The organism is Providencia sp. PROV188, assembly GCF_027595165.1.
GTDB classification, from domain to species: domain Bacteria; phylum Pseudomonadota; class Gammaproteobacteria; order Enterobacterales; family Enterobacteriaceae; genus Providencia; species Providencia lanzhouensis.
The window spans coordinates 100770-120533 of record NZ_CP097292.1 but is presented as its reverse complement, the minus strand read 5'-3'; the positions used below and the strand labels follow the sequence as shown (position 1 = coordinate 120533).

Annotated in this window: 21 protein-coding genes and 1 pseudogene; 21 read left to right on the top strand and 1 reads right to left on the bottom strand. The window is 47.4% G+C overall.

Annotated features, from left to right (window positions below):
* Positions 1–9: 9 nt before the first annotated feature.
* The 19 genes from M5X66_RS18405 (at position 10) to M5X66_RS18315 (ending at position 14525) form a co-directional block, all read left to right on the top strand.
* Positions 10–381, top strand: a complete 372-nt coding sequence (locus M5X66_RS18405) for a type IV conjugative transfer system pilin TraA (RefSeq protein ID WP_270104046.1) — start codon at positions 10–12, stop codon at positions 379–381.
* Between the two features lie 15 nt (positions 382–396).
* Positions 397–702, top strand: a complete 306-nt coding sequence (gene traL / locus M5X66_RS18400; protein WP_154633596.1) for a type IV conjugative transfer system protein TraL — start codon at positions 397–399, stop codon at positions 700–702.
* Between the two features lie 13 nt (positions 703–715).
* Positions 716–1285 carry a type IV conjugative transfer system protein TraE gene (gene traE / locus M5X66_RS18395; RefSeq protein WP_154599164.1) on the top strand — a complete coding sequence of 190 codons (570 nt, stop codon included), beginning with the start codon at positions 716–718 and terminating at the stop codon, positions 1283–1285.
* A complete protein-coding gene (locus M5X66_RS18390) occupies positions 1269–2042 on the top strand; it encodes a TraK domain-containing protein (RefSeq protein ID WP_154599165.1) in 774 nt (257 codons plus the stop codon). The genes traE and M5X66_RS18390 overlap by 17 nt, the downstream gene beginning before the upstream one ends.
* A complete protein-coding gene (locus M5X66_RS18385) occupies positions 2029–3393 on the top strand; it encodes a TrbI/VirB10 family protein (protein WP_270104045.1) in 1365 nt (454 codons plus the stop codon). The genes M5X66_RS18390 and M5X66_RS18385 overlap by 14 nt, the downstream gene beginning before the upstream one ends.
* 59 nt (positions 3394–3452) lie before the next feature.
* On the top strand, positions 3453–3647 hold the full coding sequence (locus M5X66_RS18380) for a hypothetical protein (protein ID WP_154599167.1): 195 nt from the start codon (positions 3453–3455) through the stop codon (positions 3645–3647).
* 4 nt (positions 3648–3651) lie between these two features.
* Complete coding sequence (gene rfaH, locus M5X66_RS18375; protein WP_154599168.1) at positions 3652–4143, top strand: transcription/translation regulatory transformer protein RfaH; 492 nt, start codon at positions 3652–3654, stop codon at positions 4141–4143.
* A gap of 194 nt (positions 4144–4337) precedes the next feature.
* Positions 4338–4892 (top strand): type IV conjugative transfer system lipoprotein TraV, encoded by a 555-nt coding sequence (gene traV / locus M5X66_RS18370; RefSeq protein ID WP_270104044.1) that lies wholly within the window; start codon positions 4338–4340, stop codon positions 4890–4892.
* A 2-nt stretch (positions 4893–4894) separates the two neighbouring features.
* Positions 4895–7606: a type IV secretion system protein TraC gene (gene traC / locus M5X66_RS18365; protein ID WP_270104043.1), complete on the top strand. Its 2712-nt coding sequence runs from the start codon at positions 4895–4897 to the stop codon at positions 7604–7606.
* Positions 7582–8007, top strand: a complete 426-nt coding sequence (trbI, locus tag M5X66_RS18360) for a type-F conjugative transfer system protein TrbI (protein ID WP_051422748.1) — start codon at positions 7582–7584, stop codon at positions 8005–8007. Before traC ends, trbI begins: the two co-directional genes overlap by 25 nt.
* A gap of 8 nt (positions 8008–8015) precedes the next feature.
* A complete protein-coding gene (traW, locus tag M5X66_RS18355) occupies positions 8016–8648 on the top strand; it encodes a type-F conjugative transfer system protein TraW (RefSeq protein WP_036954356.1) in 633 nt (210 codons plus the stop codon).
* Positions 8648–9634, top strand: coding sequence for a conjugal transfer pilus assembly protein TraU (traU, locus tag M5X66_RS18350; RefSeq protein ID WP_154599523.1), 987 nt, complete (start codon positions 8648–8650; stop codon positions 9632–9634). The genes traW and traU overlap by 1 nt, the downstream gene beginning before the upstream one ends.
* Before the next feature lie 15 nt (positions 9635–9649).
* Positions 9650–10384, top strand: coding sequence for a type-F conjugative transfer system pilin assembly protein TrbC (gene trbC / locus M5X66_RS18345; protein ID WP_051422746.1), 735 nt, complete (start codon positions 9650–9652; stop codon positions 10382–10384).
* Positions 10381–12222, top strand: coding sequence for a conjugal transfer protein TraN (locus M5X66_RS18340; RefSeq protein WP_036954350.1), 1842 nt, complete (start codon positions 10381–10383; stop codon positions 12220–12222). Before trbC ends, M5X66_RS18340 begins: the two co-directional genes overlap by 4 nt.
* Positions 12222–13007: a type-F conjugative transfer system pilin assembly protein TraF gene (gene traF, locus M5X66_RS18335; protein WP_036954346.1), complete on the top strand. Its 786-nt coding sequence runs from the start codon at positions 12222–12224 to the stop codon at positions 13005–13007. The genes M5X66_RS18340 and traF overlap by 1 nt, the downstream gene beginning before the upstream one ends.
* Before the next feature lie 10 nt (positions 13008–13017).
* On the top strand, positions 13018–13320 hold the full coding sequence (locus tag M5X66_RS18330; RefSeq protein WP_036954342.1) for a hypothetical protein: 303 nt from the start codon (positions 13018–13020) through the stop codon (positions 13318–13320).
* The gene (gene trbB, locus M5X66_RS18325; protein WP_036954339.1) at positions 13317–13853 is read left to right on the top strand and encodes a type-F conjugative transfer system pilin assembly thiol-disulfide isomerase TrbB; all 537 of its coding nucleotides are present in this window, start codon (positions 13317–13319) and stop codon (positions 13851–13853) included. The genes M5X66_RS18330 and trbB overlap by 4 nt, the downstream gene beginning before the upstream one ends.
* 79 nt (positions 13854–13932) lie before the next feature.
* On the top strand, positions 13933–14211 hold the full coding sequence (locus tag M5X66_RS18320) for a type II toxin-antitoxin system RelE/ParE family toxin (RefSeq protein ID WP_036954335.1): 279 nt from the start codon (positions 13933–13935) through the stop codon (positions 14209–14211).
* Positions 14211–14525 carry a HigA family addiction module antitoxin gene (locus tag M5X66_RS18315; RefSeq protein ID WP_036954329.1) on the top strand — a complete coding sequence of 105 codons (315 nt, stop codon included), beginning with the start codon at positions 14211–14213 and terminating at the stop codon, positions 14523–14525. The genes M5X66_RS18320 and M5X66_RS18315 overlap by 1 nt, the downstream gene beginning before the upstream one ends.
* 197 nt (positions 14526–14722) lie before the next feature.
* Here the strand turns inward: M5X66_RS18315 and M5X66_RS18310 are convergent.
* A pseudogene (locus tag M5X66_RS18310) lies at positions 14723–15075 on the bottom strand (transposase); the annotation flags it as partial.
* Between the two features lie 411 nt (positions 15076–15486).
* Here M5X66_RS18310 and traH point away from each other — a divergent pair.
* Together traH and traG are read left to right on the top strand one after the other, a co-directional pair.
* Positions 15487–16863 carry a conjugal transfer pilus assembly protein TraH gene (gene traH / locus M5X66_RS18305; RefSeq protein WP_036954325.1) on the top strand — a complete coding sequence of 459 codons (1377 nt, stop codon included), beginning with the start codon at positions 15487–15489 and terminating at the stop codon, positions 16861–16863.
* Between the two features lie 5 nt (positions 16864–16868).
* A complete protein-coding gene (gene traG / locus M5X66_RS18300; protein ID WP_270104042.1) occupies positions 16869–19760 on the top strand; it encodes a conjugal transfer mating-pair stabilization protein TraG in 2892 nt (963 codons plus the stop codon).
* The last annotated feature ends 4 nt before the right edge of the window (positions 19761–19764 follow it).

Here is a 19764-nt window from a genome sequence, read left to right as displayed (position 1 = left end):
GGAAAGACTATGAGTCAAATTGCTATTGATTCACCGGTAACCAAGCGCAAGGGGATCTTCTCGCGTGCATGGAGCGCCTTAAATACGAAAGCGGCAAAATCCCTCTATAAATATGTGGCTGCACCCTTAGTGTTATGGATGGCTGCACGTGGTTTCGCGCAAGCGGCTGATTTAGCCAAAGAAGGTGTACAGGACGCAGGGGATACGTTTGGTAGTGGTTCCTCCGTGATGTATTACATCATGATCGCCGAAGCGATTTTGATTTTCCTGGCGTTCATGAAAACACAAAACCCCGCGTTATTACTGCTGATCCCGGTGTTCATCGTAGGGACTAAAATTGTGTTTGGTTTAATTGGTGGTGCGCCATCCGGTACACCGTAATAAAGGATAATTTTGATGGAAGATGAACGTGCAGCACGTTTTCTTTTTCCTCAGACATTATCCCAGCAAGGCGGTATTCTTCCCTTACCCAATGATGAAGCCGCCGTTCTCATAAGCCCCATGTTATGGGGCTTTTATGAAGGACAAGAAATGGCTGGTCTTGTGGCTGGCGCGTTGCTCTGGTATGCACTGAGGTATTTTAAAAAAGGGCGGGGCAGTCTCTGGTTACTGAACGCCTGTTATTGGTATTTACCCGCCTACTGTTTTAAAAGCATTTACAAAACTCTCCCTGAATCCGCGTTCAGACTCTATTTAAAGTAAGGAAGGAGGCTGCATGAAACTGAGCGCAGCAAAGTCCGCCACAAAATACACCTCGTTACTGTTTGTCTCTCTCACCTTTATGTTGGGCTTGAGTTTAACGGGCAATATTTTTGCGTGGCTACGATTAGATGATTTATTAAACAGTCGACAAGAAACATACATTCCGATGTTTTTCGACACCCCCTTTACCTTGACGCGTTCACACGCGGATGCGAACTACCTTGAGTCAGTGGCGCAGTCACTGATTTATCTGCGTTACAACGTCAGCCCTGAATCCGTGAAAGCCAATCACCAATCGCTACTGCGATATGTGAGTAAAGAGTCTCGCCCTGAAATGCAAGATGTCTTGGTCCTTGAGGCTAAAGAGGTGATTGCCAACAACGTGACGTCCGCATTTTACCTGTCAAAAATGGAAGTCTACCCCGTTGATGGCATTGTCGACATTCACGGTGAGCTGAAAACGTGGATTGGTAAGCGTGAAGCGTTGCCCGAGTCCAAAAAAGTTCGATTGCATGTGAAATATCAAAACGGCATAACCGAAGTCATCAGTTTCGAGGACATCATTGATGAAAACAAACCGTAACAAGGTGATGGGGACACTGTTAGCGTTGTTCATTAGCAGTGTTTTGCATCCCGCCAGTGCTGAACCTGTCGCCCAGCTTCCCACCAAAATTCCCGTGTCGCCGGATGCACAAGTGAAAGTGGAATTCAGTAACAGTGAACCCAATCTCTTGGTGGTGCCAGGGGACAGAGTGGTGGGTATCGATAGTGCGCAAGGGATGTTTATTAACGGTAATAATAAAGGCACTGCAGGGATTGCGAATGGTGGCGTCGTCTTAATGACGGCACAAACGACGCCGTTCACGTTTTATGTCAGAACTGCAGGGGGATTAACCGTTTCTGTCGTGGCGGTGCCGAAAAAACGCGATGGTCGTGTACTGCAATTGATATCCAACAAACCGGCACCACAGGTCGCAGCGAAACGCTGGGAGCGTTCATTACCGTACCCTCAAATGCTGATTGAACTGCACAAAGCTTTACTCAATGGTGAGCTGCCGAACGGGTTTGTTGAGGCGCCCGTGATTGCGATGCCTAACTTTCAGTTGCCGTCAGGGTATGCCGTTTCAGCCGATACCATGTGGAATGGGGGCGGTTTGCGGGTGTATCAGTTGCATGTACGTAATACCAGTTCTGTGGCAAAACCCCTGTCAGAGCGTTTATTCAATCAATCCGGTGTTCGTTCTGTGGTGATTTACCCTTACAGTGAAACCGTCTTGGCGGGGGCGACGGCGACTGTCTGGTTGACGGTGAGTAATGAGGTGGATAATGGCCAACATTAATGTGAAAGCAAAACGCAAACAGACAGTGATTTTTGTGTTACTCGCGCTGGGTTTATCGGGTGTCGGTGCGGCCGCGTGGTACATGAGCTTACCGCCTGCGCCCAAAAAATCGGTTTCACAACAAGCCAGATCCGCGCCGAACATGACTGGCGTAGTCTCTTCCACCTTTGATAAGAATGTCGGTAAATCTGCGATGGCAGATTTGCAGTCAACGGCATCCCAAGTGGATAAGAAGATGAAGCAGGTGGATGCGCGGATTGCGAAGCTAGAGCAGGAAAATAAAGCCTATCGCGACAAAATTGAGCAGCAGGATAAAGATTTAACGACATTGCAAGACCAATTAACGGACATGAGTAATGGGATGATCCACGGTGATAACGCATTACCGGCTCCTCAACCACAGTCATTGCCTGTCGGGCAAGTCCCCACATTAAATACGGGGGCGAATCAACTGATTATTCCGCCGCCAACCCAGTTTTATCCCGCAGGGCAATACCCTGTCGGGCAGCCCCAAATCAATATTAATCCTGCCTTGAAGCAAGATTTGGAATCCATGACCTTTGAGTATGAGGAAGACAACGTTCGCGTGGAACTGCCGCCGCTGCCTTATATTCCGTCAGGCAGTTTTGCCAAAGCGAGTGTCATTGAAGGGGCCGATGCAAATGCGTCGGTCACGGGAAACAGTAACCCTTCTCCGATGCAATTTCGTCTGATTGGTAAACTCATCATGCCGAATGATGAAGAATACGACCTGAGTGGTTGTGCGGTGACAGCGGGGGTGTATGGGGATATTTCCAGTGAGCGAGGATTAGTTCGCACCGATCGATTATCCTGCAAGTTGTTAGGGCATACCGTCGATATGCCGTTTAAAGGGCATGTGTCCTTTATGGGGAAAAATGGGATTAAAGGCGAACCCGTCATTCGCAATGGTCAATTGGTTGGGTATGCGTTTGCCGGCGGGTTTATTGATGCACTGGGTTCTGGGATTTCTCAAGTGGGTTCCACTTCTGTCGGGATGGGGGCCAGTAACACGACCTCGTTTGGTGATGTGGCGCGGGGCGGTGTCGGGGGCGGGGTGCAGCAGTCAGGCAAAATGGTGTCAGAGTATTTAATTAAACGGGCTGAACAATATCACCCTGTGATACCGATTGGCGCAGGGGTTGAAGTGACGGTCGTTTTCCAAGAAGGCTTTCAACTGAAGTTCATTGAAGAGATGAATAAAGCGAAAAAAGGTCATTCAGAGTCCCCCACGCTCAAAGAGTCCGTCAATAATGGCATTTCCGTTTCTAAACAGGCGCTTGAACGAATTTCACTGGGCGATGCCGTGCCTACAGGTGCATCACCACAATAAATTGTGAGGGTCAGGCCGTTCTGACCTTTTCATCCACCTTTCGCATTCAGGTCGTATTGATGAAAAAGCCAATCCAATTCTTAAAACTCAATCTGTCTATGCCGGTGTTGTCGATAACGTTATTGACCATTCTACCTGCATTGCTGTTTGTTTGTGTCAACGTCAGTTGGGATACGGTGCTCTTTTTACCCGTTTACAGCACCTTGAGTATTTGGGTTGTGCAAGTTTTGAATGCAGAACACCAGGGGCATTAACATCATGGCAAAATGGTATTTGTTGTATTGCAAAACAGGGCAAGATTTACGGGCGATTGAACACCTTGAACGTCAAGGTGTGAACTGTTTTTCTCCGCGTTATGAGGCGGAGAAAATGGTGAGAAACCGCAAACGGAAAGTGATGGAACCCTTATTTCCAAACTATTTATTTGTGAAGTTCGATTATGAATTTATTCACTTCTCAACCATTAACTCAACGCGGGGGGTAAATTACTTTGTGCGCTTTGGCAAATTACCGGTATTGGTTCCCGATGAAATTATTGCGTCACTGATGGTGCCGAACTTCATGAAAGAGGTGAGTGAGCAACTCCCGCAAAAAGGGGATGAAGTAGTCATCTATGATGGTGTTTATCAAGGTGTACGAGCCATTTACAGTGAACCGAATGGGGAAGCGCGTTCGGTATTACTGCTTAACATTCTCAACCGGGAAGTCCCTAAAATTGTCGATAACCGTAATTTCGAGACGATTAAATAATTATTTCAACACCATTACTACCTCATCGTATCATTTGTTACTTGGCTCATATCGAATTAATGCAACATCATGATCCTGAAACCTATGCACGATACAAAAGATTAATGCAGCAATTGGGGATTATGCCTCAGCCGTAGTCAAATTTCCTCGCAGTCATTCTTTTTTCAAACTCTGTATTCAATAAGGTTCATTTTATGAAAAAACTCCTAGTTCTAGGCGCATTAACCCTGCTCGCCGGTTGTACCGCGGGCATGAAAGATTCCTTTGATTGTAATGCCACTGCACAAGACAGCTGTATGACCATGGAAGAGGCTAATCAACGCGCCTCAGCGCAAACGTCCCCCCTTGGAAAATCGCAGACGTTAGGAGGAACAACGCAAAAGCGAGCAGAATTGCCGCGGTTAGCGCCGTTGGCAACCCCCATTGTGCCGATGACGATCACCGCACTGGCACGTCAGGTGAAACCGGTTGAGACCAAAAGTCCCGTTGCTCAGGCGTCGGTCTCATCCTCGGGTGCCTTTGCGCATTCTCAGCCGCCAGTGAAAAAAGTTGCCCCTTCCATGCCTATTATCACTGACACCTCAACACCGTGGGGGGCTTGGGGGGATATTGGCATGGCGCCACCTCAACGATTACCGACATCAACGGCCCGTTTATGGGTCGCTCCGTGGGTTGATGAGCACGATAATTTATATCAACCTGCCGTGGTGTCCTTTGTCGTCAAAGACGGTGAGTGGAGGGCGCAGTAACCATGAACGAAAAACGCAGTTTACTGGATAAGTTAGTCGCCCCGTTCTTACCTAATAAAAAAGAGATTGCCTTTGATGACGAACCGCAACCGTTGAGCCTGCAAGAAGCGCTATTAAAGAACCTCTTTACCAGTTGGCGTGATACTGATGGTAACAAACGCGCGGAAGAAGCTCTTGAGGACATGGATTACCCGTCGTTTTGTAGCATGTTGCCGTATCGTCATTACGATGAAAAATCGGGGTTATTTATCAATAAATCCACCATTGGCTTTGCCTTGGAGTGCACGCCGCTGATTGGGGCCAACGATAAAATAGTGGACGCGTTGGATTACTTTTTACGTAACAAGCTACCGCGCAAAATCCCGCTCACGGTGTTATTGCTGGGCAGTAAATGTGTGAGCAATCTTCTCGATTACGGGCTGAAGGACTTTGGGTGGCAGGGGGAGATGGCCTCTCAATTTAACCATATCACTCGCGCTTTCTATGAACGCGGTGCATTGCAAGGCTTTAATAATAAACTCGATTTGCCGTTATCGTTGCGTAATTATCGTTTGTTTATTATCTACGCGGAAGAGCACAAAAAAGCCGACGCCATTACCTTGCAAAAGGTCAATCAAACCCTGAGTGTGGTACAGCAATCACTGGCGGCGGCGGAACTGTATGCCAATCAGTTGAATGAAAAACAGTTACTGCAAGTGGTTCGTGAACTCAGTAACTTTAAGCATGACCAGATTGCCTTGCCGAGTGCCGAGGTTGACCCTTACGAATCCTTGAATGAGCAATGTGCAGACCGCTCTCTGACGTTGGAAATTCGACCCGATGCCATTCATCAGACACTATCGACCGCGCGAGGGCAAAAGAGTAAAACGCGCATTTTAAACTACATGCTGGAGAAAAACCCGACCCAGTTTGCCTTGTGGCAAGCGGGGGATAATCTTAGCAATTTGCTTGACCCCGCATCCACCGTTGCATGTCCCTTTGCCATCAGCATGACGGTGTATGTGGAAGATTTGGTCAAAACCCAGAATGAGGCAAAGAGTAAATTTGTCGCCAATAACGGGCGGGCCAACTCCAAGTACGTGAACTGGGTGCCAGGGGTGAAGAAAAAAGCCAAAGAGTGGGGGGAGTTACGTGAAGGATTGGACGCCAATCAAATTGCCTTAGCGCGTTTCAGTTACGGTATCACCTTATTTTGTGAGGATGATGATGACAAAGCGCTGAAAGCCGAAATGGCGTTAATGAACACCTACACTACCAATAAGTTAACCTTGTGTCCCCCGACGTTCATGCAACTGCGTAATTACCTCGCCATGTTCCCCTTTGTGATGCAAGAGGGGTTATGGGGGGACATGGTGCGCTCCGGTGGCACCTTGCGGGCGAAGACTTTTAATGTGGCCAATTTAATGCCCGTGGTGGCCGATAACCGAATTTGTCAAAGTGGTTTACCCATACCGTCGTACCGCCATCAGTTGTCCTACTTGGATATCTTTGATCAAACGTCGGGTCTCGGTAATGACAACTACAACATGGCGGTGTGCGGAACGTCGGGAGGCGGTAAATCGTTTTTAATTCAAGCGATGATCCGCCAAGTGTTGGACAGTGGGGGTTGGGCGTATGTGCTGGACATGGGGGATTCGTACAAAGAGTTATGCCGCAGTTTAGGTGGGGTCTATGTTGATGCTCGAGATCTGAAATTCAACCCGTTTGCTGGCGTGGTCAATATTAAGGAAGCGGCCGAAAGTATCCGTGACTTGTTATTAGTGCTCACCAACCCGTCAGGGGATATGGATGACACCTCTAAATCCATCTTACTGAATGCGGTGCAAGAGGTGTGGGAAGGTAAAGCGCCGAGTGGTCACAAAGGCAATGAGGTGCTGATTGATGATGTTCAAGCGTATCTTAAGGCCCAAATCGATGGCGCTTACTTTGATCCACAAAGTACGGTGCGCAATAAAATGCAAGAAATTGTGGTCTCCTTGCAGAAATACACCACCCAAGGGATTTACGGTGAGTATTTCAACAGTGATAAACCCGCACTGAATGAGCAGGTACGTTTTACGGTACTGGAAATGGGCGGCTTACAAAACAAGCCTGACCTGCTTGCCGCAGTCATGTTCTCGATGATGATCTTCATTGAACAGCGTATGTACCTTTCTCCGCGTAACGTGAAAAAAGTCGCCATTATCGATGAAGGCTGGAAATTGCTGGATAACAAAAGCAGCTTTGTCGGTGACTTTATTGAAGGCGGTTATCGTACCGCCCGTAAATACTACGGCGCGTACATTACCATCTCGCAAGGGATTGAAGACTTTGATGGGGACATGGCCAGTGCTGCTGCTAAGGCGGCGTGGAGTAACTCATCGTTCAAAATTATCTTGCGGCAAAACATGGAAGCCTTTCGAAAATACAACCAGAAAAACCCTGACCAGTTCAGCCCCGTGGAGCGTGCGGTAATCGAAGGTTTCCCGTCCGCCAAAGATGCGCATTTCAGTGCCTTTATGTTGCGAATTTCGGGACGTTCGTCGTATCACCGGCTCATTACCGACCCGATTAGTCGTGCCTTGTTCTCCACCGACGGTAAAGACTTTGAATTCCGTGAAGAAAAAGCCGCTGAAGGCTTGAGTCAACAAGCATCCTTATTGGCATTAGCTAATCATAAATTCCCGCAAGAAATGGAGAGGTTATCTCAATGGCAAATTCAAACACGGCATTAATCGAAAAGCCCGCCACGGCAATTTCACCTCGCCGCAAGCGTCGTCAACGCGAATGCCTAAAAGCGGTGTGCTTTTTTATGTTAATTGGACTGGGGCTCAGTGTCGCGGTGTCGGTGTTCGTGATGCGTACCTTATCCCCCGTCACGGTCACGTTCGATATGACCGATACCGTCAACCAATATCAGCAGCAAATGGCCCAGCAATTTAATGCCGAAAACCCGCTGAGTGAACAACAAATCGCGCAAGCGACACAGCGATTTCAGGTGGCGTTAAGTGAAAGCCTGTCTGAATACCAAGTGCAGCACCGCGCCCTGATTTTAGTGACGCCCGCCGTGGTGATGGGCGCGGACGATATTACCGTCGATATTCAGGCGGCGATAGCCAGCAAAATGGCGCAATAGGGGGGGGCATGAAGCGATTACGGCAATTCTCTCTTGCGCTCTTGCTGTGCGTTCCTTGCATTGGGGGGGCAAAGGATTTAGGCGTATGGGGTGATGTGTATCCCGTGCAAGAACAAAGTATGTTGTCGTTTATTCAAGGTCGCCTCAAGCAGTTGGAAGCGACAGGGGAAATGGCTCAAATGCAACACGATTTTAAGGAACGGGTGATTGAAAACACCTTGCGACCGCCCCCGGTTGAGGGATTATTGACAGACACACAGCCACATACCCTGTGGTATGACCCCACTTTTACGGTGCAAGGGGATTATGCCGATCACCAAGGAACCGTATTTGCCCGTCAGGGTGACCGGATTAATCCGCTAAGTCATGTCGGACTGGGGCAAACGCTTTATTTTCTCGATGCCGATGATCCACGCCAAGTGGCCTGGATGAAGGCACAAACCCCACCGACGCTGCGCTACAAAGTCATTCTGACGAACGGCAACATCAAAACCGCGACACAACAGCTCAATACGCGCATTTACTTTGACCAAGCGGGCAGCTTAACGCAGCAACTTGGTATCCGGTACATTCCTGCCGTGGTCACACAGGAAGGCGATAAGCTGAGAATTGTCTCTGCACCGATGCAGGAGGGGCGTTAATGAAAGCTTGGTTAACCAGTTTATGTTTATTCGGGAGTATTTTCCTGTCTCCCCCCGTGAAGGCAGATGCATTGTGTGAGGGGAATTTTGTCAATCCGATCACCGATATTTGTTGGGATTGTCTTTTTCCGATGACCATAGGGAAAGTGCCTGTGTTTCCAGGCATTGCCCCTGACACTGAAAATCCGTCCATGCCGATTCAAATTTGCCCGATGGGCATACTGTATCGCGTGGGATTGGCGATTGGCTATTGGGAGCCGTTTGCCATGACCGATGTGACACGGTCACCGTATTGCATGGTGAATCTGGGGGGCTTTAACCTCAATGTGGGGAAAGCGGGAGGTGGAAAAGGGACACAAGATGAGCCTGCAACCCAAGGGGCATTCTACCATGTGCATTGGTACAAATACCCGCTGACATATTGGTTGAATATCATCACGTCGGTGGGTTGCTTAGAGCGAGGTGATATGGATATCGCCTATTTATCGGAGCTAGACCCCTTGTGGAATGACAGCTCGTTATCCTCCATCATTGCCCCTGAAGCTTTTGTGTTTGCAAATCCCATCGCGCAAGGTGCGTGTGCGGCGGATGCGATTGCCAGCATTGGCAGTAAGCCGCTCAATGCCCTTTTTTGGTGTGCCGGCTCTCAGGGCAGTATGTATCCGTTTACGGGCTATACCTCGAATCAATTTAGTCCACAGGCCGCCTCCGTTTTATTGTCTGAACGCATGGCGTTCAAACTGCATCGGCAAGGGTTGGTGATGAACAGTGTCGGGAAAAATCAGGAAGTGTGTTACACGTACCCTTCTCCGATTATTCCCAAAGACCGCTATCGGTATCAAATGGTGAATATGCATCCTGATACCGCGCAGTGCCACCCGTTTGGTCGCTCGGTGATGCGTTGGCAAGCTGGCTATGCATCGCCCAACAGTCGCCAAAACTTTGGGTATCTCATCTGGCGTAAACGTAACTGCGTTTTCCTCTAACGCGAGGTTCTTATCATGAAATCCCTTTTATTTTTGTTCGCAAGCGTTCTGCTTGCGCCGACTTGTCATGCCTTAACGGATGACCAACAGTTCTTAGAATCTTTACGAGACCAAAGCGTGAGTGCGCTTGAAGGCGCTAGCGTATCACCGGATGATCAGGCGTTTTTAGAGACGTTGCGTGCGCAACCGTCTTCGGTGGTTGCACCGCAGAGTGAGCCTCAGCGACTGGATTTACCGTCGCCATCGATACCCACGCCACCGCCTGCGGCACAAGTTAACGGGATATCGGCAAAGAACCAAGCCTGGATCAACGACATTCTGGCGAAACAAAAACAGTCGCAACAAGAGGCTCAAAACGAGGCACAAGTAAAAGCGCAACAAGACAGTCCGTTTGTGTATTTTGTCTCGTTTTCCATTCCTGAAGCGGCACTCAAACAGATGTTACCGGAAGCCAATCGACTGAATATTCCCAGTGTCATTAATGGCTTAATCGATAATGACTTTCGAAAAACGGCCAGTACGGTGTTTGAATTGACCAAAGACAGCGGGGATGGCGGGGTGCAGATTGACCCTAACGTTTTTGCTCAGTATGGCATTACGCAAGTGCCTGCACTGGTGCTTCGGTGTGAGCAAGGGTTTGATGTGCTGTATGGCAACGTGCACCTTCGCACCGCGATTGAACGTATGGCGTCATCGGGCGATTGCCAGCAAGTGGCACAACAGTGGCTTCACGCCCAGGAGACGCCATGAATCTACGATTGATAGTACTCAGTTGCTTATTATTGACTGCCCTCAGTCCCGCTGCGGATGACTATAACGCGGGCTCGCAATTTGCCAGTGGGCTGAAAAATCAAGGGGCAAACACCCTCAGCAACACTAAACCGAATGAGATTATCCCCAATTATACCCCGAACCCGTCAGAGAGTGGGTATTACGGGGGCGTGACCTCGGGAGCCGCGTCGGGGTTGGAAAACGCGGGCATGAAAGCCATGACGGGATCGGATGCCGGTAAAACCACCACGGAAGTGATGAAACATCGCCCGCCTGACAAGTTGGATTTGGAGGCACCCTTTTTGAAAGCAGGGTTAGACATGCGCGATAAAGCCGAGTCGGAAAGTGGTCACATTACCGTGCCGTGTCAGGATGTGACGGTGGATAAAACGGAAATCACCACCCATCAATGCGAGCGTGTCCCCGCTGCCAGTTTAGCTTGTACGCGTACGGCCAAAATTACGTGGGAAGAGGTAGAAAGGTGGGAGACGCGTACCGTGACAATTTTGCCTCATCAATTTGTGTTTCGAAAAGGTGGAGGTAGTCGAAACAGCTATTTTACCTTTGAATTTCGTTCTCCGATAAGCGGGGTTATCCAAACAGGGACACTCAATATTTGGGTTCAAGATGGGACGTTGTTTAACCGGATAGGGGAGTTTATGAAGACGTCCATCAAGTTCTGGAAAAGTGAAATCAAAACACTGAATGCGCACGGAATAGAGCTGCAGGAAAATACGGTGGTGTCGAGCGGGCAATTTTCGGGGAGCGGTGCGTGGGCGGGTAAAATTACCGATGCAATAGTGGGCCGTTTTCAAGGTAGATCGGCAACGTTAACATTGACCTTGACGGTATTGGTGAAGACAAAAGTTCCATCGCCAAAAATTGAATGGGTAGAGCATTGCCCGTTTGATAAGTCTGAAGAAGTCAAAATTGAGAGCCAATGTACTGAAAAAGGCGGTACAAAAACGGTCACGGTGGGCGGTAAACAGTACGATGTGTACAGTGAGTGTTGGCAATACACCGATTATTACGCCAAGCAAGCGGCTGACAGAGGCAGTTGCGGGGAGTATATGGACAATCCGGCGTGTACAGTGGTCAAAACGGTGTGTACGGAATCAGTCGCTGGAACGTGTTTGCGTGAACAGGCGGTCTTTTCCTGTCAAAAAGGGTTGAGTGGTACGGGGAAAATGTGCGGCGTCGAACTCGTTTGTGCCAGTGGTGAGTGTGACCAAATTAAGAACGACAAGGCCAACAGCTTTCAAAAAGCGGTGTCGGCGTTAGCCGCGGTGGCCGCCGCCGGTGAAGATGTGGCCGAACTCAATGATGTGAATGTGAGAGCCTTTACCGGAAAGCGGACCACTTGCCGCAAAGCGGCGGCAGGATTTAATAACTGCTGTAAAAGTGGCGGGTGGGGAAGCGATGTCGGTTTGGCACATTGTGACAGCGAAGAAAAGGCGCTCGGTAAAGCCAAGCAGAGAAAGCTCACTGTGTATGTCGGGTCGTATTGTTCCAATAACGTATTGGGCGTGTGTCTTCAGAAAAAAGAAGCCTACTGTTTGTTTGATAGTAAGCTGGCCAAAATTGTGCAAGAGCAAGGGCGGGCGGGGCAGCTGCGTATTGGTTTCGGCAGTGCCAAAAACAGCGATTGTCGGGGCATTACCGTCGATGAATTGCAAGCGATTAATTTTGACCGTCTGAACTTTGCTGATTTTTATGCGGACTTGGAATCCGGCTCAACCATTCCGGCCGACCAAGAATTGATTGACCGTGTGAAAGACCAGATAGCCAATAGTCTTCAAGGGCAAGGAGGTCAATGATGAAATGGACAATCTGTTATCTCACGCTGGGATTATGGGTGTCATTTCCGATAGTCGCGGCTGAAGTATCCACACAGACTCATACCTATGTGGATGAACCGATTGTCGGGTGGCACTGGTATAACGAGCCTCAACCGGAAGACGAGGACGAGGAGCCGCCACCCGAGCAAATCCCAGTTGCCAGTTTGTCGCCGACTTTGCAGAAAAAAGTGATGCAAGCGTTGACCCAAGAGGCGTTAGATACAGCCATCATGCAGCCGTCAGCGGAAAATGCCGCGAAATACATGGCGCTACAGCGTTTTTGGTTAGACCAGTCTGGGTTGTTTGAGCGTTCAGTGAAAAAAGCGCTGCTACACACGCCTTCCCTGGATTACAACTTAGAGCACAGTCATTACAACAGTACCGTGCCGTTACAGCTGTCACAGTTACAAGGAAAAGAGCGGGCGGCCATTACCCAACTGTCTGCACAATACGGTTTATTTCTGTTCTATCGCGGTAATGATCCTTTGGACAATCAACTCGCCAGCGTGGTTGATCAGTTTGCAAAACAGCACGATATCACGCTCATTCCGGTGTCGGTTGACGGCGTTCGCAGTCAATATTTACCACAAACACGACCCGATACGGGGCAGGTTGCCAAAATGGGGATAACCCATTTTCCGGCGTTATTCTTGGTTGACCCGAAAAGTGAGCAATATCAACCGTTGGCGTATGGGTTTATGACACAAGATGCGTTGACCCGCCGGTTCTTAGAGATTGCCACTGACTTTACCCCTAATTATTAAGGAACACACAATGACTCAACCCACGTTTAAAGAACGCCTTATTGAGAACAGCTTAATTTATATCGGCATAACATTAATTTTTGCCTCCCTCATTTTTTACGGGTTGCTGCAGTATTTAGTGGCGATGCGCCAAGCCCTATTCAGTGAATCGACATTACAAACCCTGCAATTGATACAAGAAACGGGCATGGTGTTCATTTTTGCCTTGGGGGCGGCGTGCAGTTTGGCAGGCATGGTGTATGCCGTGGTGAAAGCCTGGCAGCGAATTAAAGCGCCCTCTGACTTTTCCGATGATGAGGTAAAACATTCATGAGAAAAGCCTTTCTATTAATCAGCTTATTGTGCTCAGCTGTCGTCAATGCCAGTGTGTTAGATGAGATTAAGGAACTTGAAGCCCATAAAGGTAGTAAGGTGATTGAGCAACCCTCTGTTATATCAGAAACGCCTGAACCTGTTGTTCCCATTACGCCAGAGGCGCGACCTTACCAACTCCCGAATGGCAAAGTGGTCAATTTGAATGATTATACCTTAGTACTGTTTATGCAATCACAATGTCCTTATTGCCACCAGTTTGACCCGCAGTTTGCCTTATTGTCTGCTCAAATGGGATTTAAGGTATTTCCTTATACTTTAGACGGACAGGGGGATATGGCCTTTCCCAATGCGATACCAGCCCCGCCAGAAGTGGTTCAAACATTTTTTGGAGGCGGATTGCAGGTGTTGACGCCGTCGGTTTTTTTAGTGGAGGTCAATACGTTAAAAACCTACCCACTGTTACAAGGACTCACGGATATGCAGGATGTAGTAAACCGTGTAAACAGTAACTTAATGTTAGCCACACAATGAATAAGGGAAAGTTGAAGGGTATTGCATGCCGTGTAATGCTAATGTAATATATTACACATTGTGTAATGTGGTGAATTCAATGATTAAATCGTTTAAACATAAAGGGTTGAAACAACTTTTTGAAAAGGGGAACACATCCGGTGTTCCAGCTCAAGATGCTGAACGGATCAACGACCGTTTACAAGCAATAGACACCGCTAACGATATTCGTGAATTAGACCGCCAAATTTACAAATTGCACCCACTGAAAGGTGACAGAGAAGGTTATTGGTCAATCACAGTGCGAGCGAATTGGCGCATTACTTTTCAATTCATCAATGGTGATGCTTACATCTTAAATTATGAGGATTATCACTAATGAGACAGTTTAAAATATCTCACCCAGGTGAAATTATTGCACGAGATTTGGCTGATATGGGGATCAGTGGTCGACGTTTTGCATTAAATATTGGTGTAACGCCAGCAACAGTTTCCCGTTTTTTATCAGGTAAAACGGCATTGACTCCCGCATTGGCAATCCGTATTGCTGCGGCATTAGGTAGTACGCCTGAATTTTGGTTACGTTTACAAAGTGCTTATGATTTACGCCAATTAGAAAATAAAATTGATACGTCCGATATTATCTTGTATGAAGAACCATCAGATAGCTCCGAAGGCATATCGAAACATTAAGGACGACCATAATAGCGTCGTTGTTCTCTTCTTTTTAATCTTTATTAATTAACCCACAATTCAATATAGTATGACAGGCTCCTTGTTTAATGAGCCTGTCAATAAATTCGTCTACATATTGGCAGTACAACAAAAAAGATATCTATTGACTGCTCCCCGCCCTAAAGGACGAGGATTCCCAATTCACAGAGTCCAATTTAAGCCGCGCTAAGCGATTTAGGAACCACTGACTCTCCAAGGGCTAACACTGCTAGACCAGCAGCTTTTATATTTCTGGCAGCGTTAAGATTTCGATTATATTCAGCCTCACACTCACGTTGCAGGACAATTTGTGCAAGTTATCCATTCGGCAATCAGCAATTTTTGCGTGGAGTTTTGCGAGTTTTAGTTTTACTTTAGCGCGGTTACTTGAGCTTTTTTTCTTTTTGCTCAATCTCCGCTGTAGCAGGGCTAAACGTTTTACATATTTCGCAGTGTGGCGGGGATTGCTAATTTTTAATCCGGTATCAATGACGAACAAATCTTTTAAATCAATATCAATGCCTTCTGTCTTTGTATCCTGTCAAGGACATGGTTGCCCTGTAGACTACTGGAAGCCCTATATTGCATTTATGTCTACAACAGAATACGCAGCGAGACTTGAAAAACTATTGCGGGAGGATATGGAGTCACCGTTACCCAAGCTTAATTAGGGATGGATGATTTTTCCGCTATCGAAACAATGATCATTGCGGAGTTTGGAACGATTATACCAATCAATTAATTCTTTTTTATTCGTTATCTCACGTTTTATCTCACTTTACTATTTCAATGCCAATACGCTAGCACCTAGCGGGTAATGGCGCTCAATGAGGTTTCATCATAATGACGTATTTATTCAACCGATTTCCTTTGCGGAAAGCGGCGATGCATTTTGCCTGTTTGGCGTGTTGGTGTCGGGTTCAACCAGGAGGTATTCGCGATGCGTAATCAGATGGTTGTCGGACTTTGTGTGTCACTGCTTGTTAATCCAATGACGATGGCCAGCGTGAACAGTGACATGAATAGTTTCTTTAATAAGTTAGGCTTTGAAGGGAATGCGACTGCAGCGCAGGCATGGCAAGGGCAAGCTGCAGGGTATGCCACAGGCGGAAACTTATTTCTGCGTAGCCAAGTGAAACAGTTACAAATTGCGTCATTTACACCGCCGTCAATTAATGCCGGTTGTGGCGGTATTGATGCTTACTTAGGGTCGTTCTCCCATATCAACAGTGAACAGCTCCAGCAATTTGTGAAGCAGTTAATGACGAACGGGGCGGGCTATTTCTTTGACTTAGCGCTGCAAACCACTGTACCCGAGTTGAAGTCAGCGAAAGATTTTTTGCAAAAAATGGCGTCCGATATTAACAGTACCAACATTTCATCGTGTCAGGCGGCACAAGGCATTATTGGCGGTCTATGGCCGACCAATACCGTGCAATCACAGAAAATTTGTCAAGATATTGCGGGCGAAACCAACATGTTTGCGGACTGGGCCGCTTCGCGCCAAGGTTGTACGGTTGGCGGTAAGATGAATGATGCGCTTAACCGCGCGCCGGAGAACATGAAAGACCAGGTCATGAAAAACAAAAATCTCATGTGGGAGATTTTAACCAAAAATGATTTTTTGAAAAATGACACGGAACTCAAAGAGTTGGTCATGAACTTAACCGGCACGTTGATTTTTGATGCGAAAGGCAATGTGAAGGCCCTAATCCCGAAAGTGAATCGCCAAGACATTATTAAAGCGTTGATGGAAGGGGGAACCATTACGTTAGAGGGATGCGTGTCGACCGTCGATTGTTTAGATATTCGCACGAAAAAAATCACCATTGACGCTAAAAATGGACTCAATGCGATGACGAAAACGATGGTTGAACAAATCCAAGGCAAGTTAAGCAGTGATACAGCGTTGTCAGCCAAAGAAAAAGGCTTTATTCAAAGTACCTCTATCCCCATTTTACGTTACCTCGTTGACCCAATGCAGCTCAATATTAAAGCCAGTTTATTGCCTGCACTCGCGGACTACATCGCTTACGACATTTTACTGCAGTATCTGCAGGAGCTCATCGACCAAGCGAAAGTCGCCATGGGTAGCCGTAACTACCCGGAAGAGCCGTTAAAAATCTTGCGTGAAAACGTGTCAGAAGCCTCACGCCAACTGGAGGCCCTACAGCAGATGGTCAATACCAAAGCCAATGTGTTGATTGAACTGGAGCGACAAATGAGTTTTTTACGTCAGCAAACCTCCAGTCAGTTGCAAGAGCGTTTTCAGCAGAACTACCGTTTCCACATCGTTAACCCAGAGCAAAAAGGATAGTTCCTATGGCCACCATTGATACAGTGTATGTCTTGGGCGGCGGTGAATACATGATGAATGTGTTCAATGGTGTTGCTGCCCTCATCGGTTCAGATAGTTGGACTTCTATGTACCGCATTGCGTTGACCTTATCCGGTGTTGCGGTGTTGGTCTCCTTTATGAAAGCTCATGACCCCAAAGAGTTACTCAAATTTGTGGCGATGATGGTGTTGATGTCGAGTATTTTATTGGTGCCAAAACACACGGTACATATTATTGACCGCGCCAATCCGACCGGAGTGTATTTGGTGGATAATGTCCCTGTGGGGTTGGCTGTACCTGCACGGTTTATTACGTCCATCGGCACCAGTTTAACGGAGGCGTATGAAACGGTATTTCATACGCCGGATGCCCTGACCTACAGTAAAACAGGAATGCTATTTGGTGCGGATTTGGTGGGGAACGTCAGCGATATTCTGTCCGTGGATGGCGATTTGGCTGAGTTGATGGGGCTTTACACCAAAAACTGCGTGATAGGCGATATTTTAATTAATCATAAGTATTCCTTCCAAGAGCTGATGAACAGCCGTGACCCCTATACCTTGATTTTTCAAAAGCCCAGCCCGCTTCGCGGCATTATTGTACCCAATGGTAACAGTGCGGCAGTGGGCGCCAATGGCGCAGCGCAAAGCGGTTTTTGGACCTGCGAGGATATGGCGCGGCGTGTCTTGATGCCGAAGCTGAATTTAGACACCACCACGGGCGGAAAAACCTGGAATTATACGGTAAAACAAATCTTTGGTGGCCGACCGGATGCGAATGTGCTGTATGCGTCGATGTTGGGAGACAGCTACAACTTTTATTACCAGGGCGGTGAAACTGCGAGTCAACTCATGCGTTCTTCTGTGGTAATGAATGCGCTAAAACAAGGTATCAGTGGCTACAGTGCGCAAAGTGGGGATACGGCCAGTTTGGTGAATTTGGCGTCAACATCATCGTACAACAAAATGCGGCTCAGTTGGGCGACGTCATCACAGGTCGCGGTGGCGTTTGTGCCAATACTCAACACCATTTTATTATCGTTGGTCATTGCGCTATTCCCTATTTTTATCTTATTGGCTGTCATTCATACGCTAACAGGGCGAATGTTGTTTAATTACATTATGTCGATTATCTACCTGCAATCTTGGCCACCGATGTTTGCCATATTGAACTACGCGACCAGCTTTTATTTGCGGGGCAAAACGGGCGGTATGGATTTTAATTTGGCAAACCAAGCCAGTATTCAGCAAATGCACAGTGACATTGGACTCATTGCCGGTTGGTTGTCCATTTCTATCCCGTTTATTGCCCTGGCAATAGTTAAAGGGTTAGGCCCTGCAATTGCACAAGCGGGGAACTACTTGGGGACGGCAATTAACAGCTCGGCGACCGCGACGTCGTCACAAGCGGCGGACGGCAACTGGTCATTCAATAATATGCAAACCGGTAATGTGTCTGGGAATAAATGGGACACCAATGCCAGCTTCCGTGACGGTCAAATGACGCGACAGTTATCGAGCGGGGCAACCAGCACGTTAACCAGTAACGGGCAAGAAGTGGTCGATACCAGCGGAGCAATGTCGCGCATGGCCGTGTCGATTAAGGGCAGTGATGCGATGGTGAGCTCACTCCAGCAAAGTGCGCGTCATGCCAAAGCGACGGCGGCAGCATCAATGAGCGCCTATCAAAGTTCGGTCAACTCGGCTTGGAATCAGGCTAGCCAATTTAGCAAACAGTATGGCAACAGCGCCACGGATTCGACGACAACGGACTCAGGTGTCAGTAGTTCGCAAACGGAAGGGTTCAAAAAGCTCATTAATGCCACGGAAACGCGGGCGAAAAATGACAATATCTCGAATGAAGAAGCTTTCTCGAAACTGGTTAGTGAGAATTTGGATGTGTCCAGCACAATAGGCGGAAAAGCCGAGGGCGGATTCTCTCTCCCTGTCATTGGGGGCGCTCAAGCATACACTGATGGTAATACCCGAGATACCGACAGTACACAAAGCAGTGTTCAAGAACGTGGCGCAAGACATAAGGATGCTCGAAGCGAAGCCAGTTCACAAACGACGCGTGACTTTAATGAAGCGTTGGACATGATCAACAACAGTAAACTGTCTGAAGGGACGAATCGACACGATAATCAGGCAAATTCTGAGGTGGAGCAATTTGGTGCGACATTAAATATTGCGAAGAATCAGTATGAACAGTATTCCCGCAGTACTACAGAAAGCCAAGAGTACAGCGATATGGCCAGCTTTGCACAAAACAACAGTGCGCAGATTGACCGTAACTTAGACCAAGAATTTGCTAGCTACGTGAGGCAAAAGGCCCCGAGTGACGCGGATGAAATTCTGGGTAACACCAGTGATATGCGGGTTGCAAAAGAGCGTGACGCCTTGGCACAATCGTTCGTTAAAGAACGGTTATTGCCGCAGTTGGAAAGCGATTATGCTCAAAATCGTGAGAAAATTGATGCCAAAGACGCGTCAATGTCGACAGGCCATATTCCATCATCCAGTGATTTAATCTCGGAATATCAGTCGAATGATAACCGCATTAAAACCATGAGTACGGATGCGGACATAAAACATGACACAGCTCAAACTGTGCAATCAAAAGAAGCGTTAAATAAAGAGAATATTGCTAATATTAAAGATAAGATTGAAAAAGGAAAAAATGATGTAAATCAGCGTAGAGATGATTTGGAAAATAATTATCATGATGAGATTAGAAAACAAGAAACAAAAATGATAGAGGAACAAGATAAAAAGAAAAAAGCAGGACTTATGGTCGATGATAGTCCAGTGGAAAAAAAGCCTGGCTCCAATGGCATTATGGATCCTAATGATTATTATAAAAAGAATAGTGATTGATAAT

What these genes read in the sequence shown, in the direction of transcription:
- M5X66_RS18320 (WP_036954335.1), top strand. Translation starts at nt 13,933, where the DNA reads ATGATTAAATCGTTTAAACATAAAGGGTTGAAACAACTTTTTGAAAAG.
- M5X66_RS18380 (WP_154599167.1), top strand. Translation starts at nt 3,453, where the DNA reads ATGAAAAAGCCAATCCAATTCTTAAAACTCAATCTGTCTATGCCGGTG.
- trbC (WP_051422746.1), top strand. Translation starts at nt 9,650, where the DNA reads ATGAAATCCCTTTTATTTTTGTTCGCAAGCGTTCTGCTTGCGCCGACT.
- traF (WP_036954346.1), top strand. Translation starts at nt 12,222, where the DNA reads ATGAAATGGACAATCTGTTATCTCACGCTGGGATTATGGGTGTCATTT.
- trbB (WP_036954339.1), top strand. Translation starts at nt 13,317, where the DNA reads ATGAGAAAAGCCTTTCTATTAATCAGCTTATTGTGCTCAGCTGTCGTC.
- traV (WP_270104044.1), top strand. Translation starts at nt 4,338, where the DNA reads ATGAAAAAACTCCTAGTTCTAGGCGCATTAACCCTGCTCGCCGGTTGT.
- traL (WP_154633596.1), top strand. Translation starts at nt 397, where the DNA reads ATGGAAGATGAACGTGCAGCACGTTTTCTTTTTCCTCAGACATTATCC.
- traH (WP_036954325.1), top strand. Translation starts at nt 15,487, where the DNA reads ATGCGTAATCAGATGGTTGTCGGACTTTGTGTGTCACTGCTTGTTAAT.
- traU (WP_154599523.1), top strand. Translation starts at nt 8,648, where the DNA reads ATGAAAGCTTGGTTAACCAGTTTATGTTTATTCGGGAGTATTTTCCTG.
- M5X66_RS18385 (WP_270104045.1), top strand. Translation starts at nt 2,029, where the DNA reads ATGGCCAACATTAATGTGAAAGCAAAACGCAAACAGACAGTGATTTTT.
- traW (WP_036954356.1), top strand. Translation starts at nt 8,016, where the DNA reads ATGAAGCGATTACGGCAATTCTCTCTTGCGCTCTTGCTGTGCGTTCCT.
- M5X66_RS18315 (WP_036954329.1), top strand. Translation starts at nt 14,211, where the DNA reads ATGAGACAGTTTAAAATATCTCACCCAGGTGAAATTATTGCACGAGAT.
- traE (WP_154599164.1), top strand. Translation starts at nt 716, where the DNA reads ATGAAACTGAGCGCAGCAAAGTCCGCCACAAAATACACCTCGTTACTG.
- M5X66_RS18340 (WP_036954350.1), top strand. Translation starts at nt 10,381, where the DNA reads ATGAATCTACGATTGATAGTACTCAGTTGCTTATTATTGACTGCCCTC.
- traC (WP_270104043.1), top strand. Translation starts at nt 4,895, where the DNA reads ATGAACGAAAAACGCAGTTTACTGGATAAGTTAGTCGCCCCGTTCTTA.
- rfaH (WP_154599168.1), top strand. Translation starts at nt 3,652, where the DNA reads ATGGCAAAATGGTATTTGTTGTATTGCAAAACAGGGCAAGATTTACGG.
- M5X66_RS18390 (WP_154599165.1), top strand. Translation starts at nt 1,269, where the DNA reads ATGAAAACAAACCGTAACAAGGTGATGGGGACACTGTTAGCGTTGTTC.
- trbI (WP_051422748.1), top strand. Translation starts at nt 7,582, where the DNA reads ATGGCAAATTCAAACACGGCATTAATCGAAAAGCCCGCCACGGCAATT.
- M5X66_RS18330 (WP_036954342.1), top strand. Translation starts at nt 13,018, where the DNA reads ATGACTCAACCCACGTTTAAAGAACGCCTTATTGAGAACAGCTTAATT.
- M5X66_RS18405 (WP_270104046.1), top strand. Translation starts at nt 10, where the DNA reads ATGAGTCAAATTGCTATTGATTCACCGGTAACCAAGCGCAAGGGGATC.
- traG (WP_270104042.1), top strand. Translation starts at nt 16,869, where the DNA reads ATGGCCACCATTGATACAGTGTATGTCTTGGGCGGCGGTGAATACATG.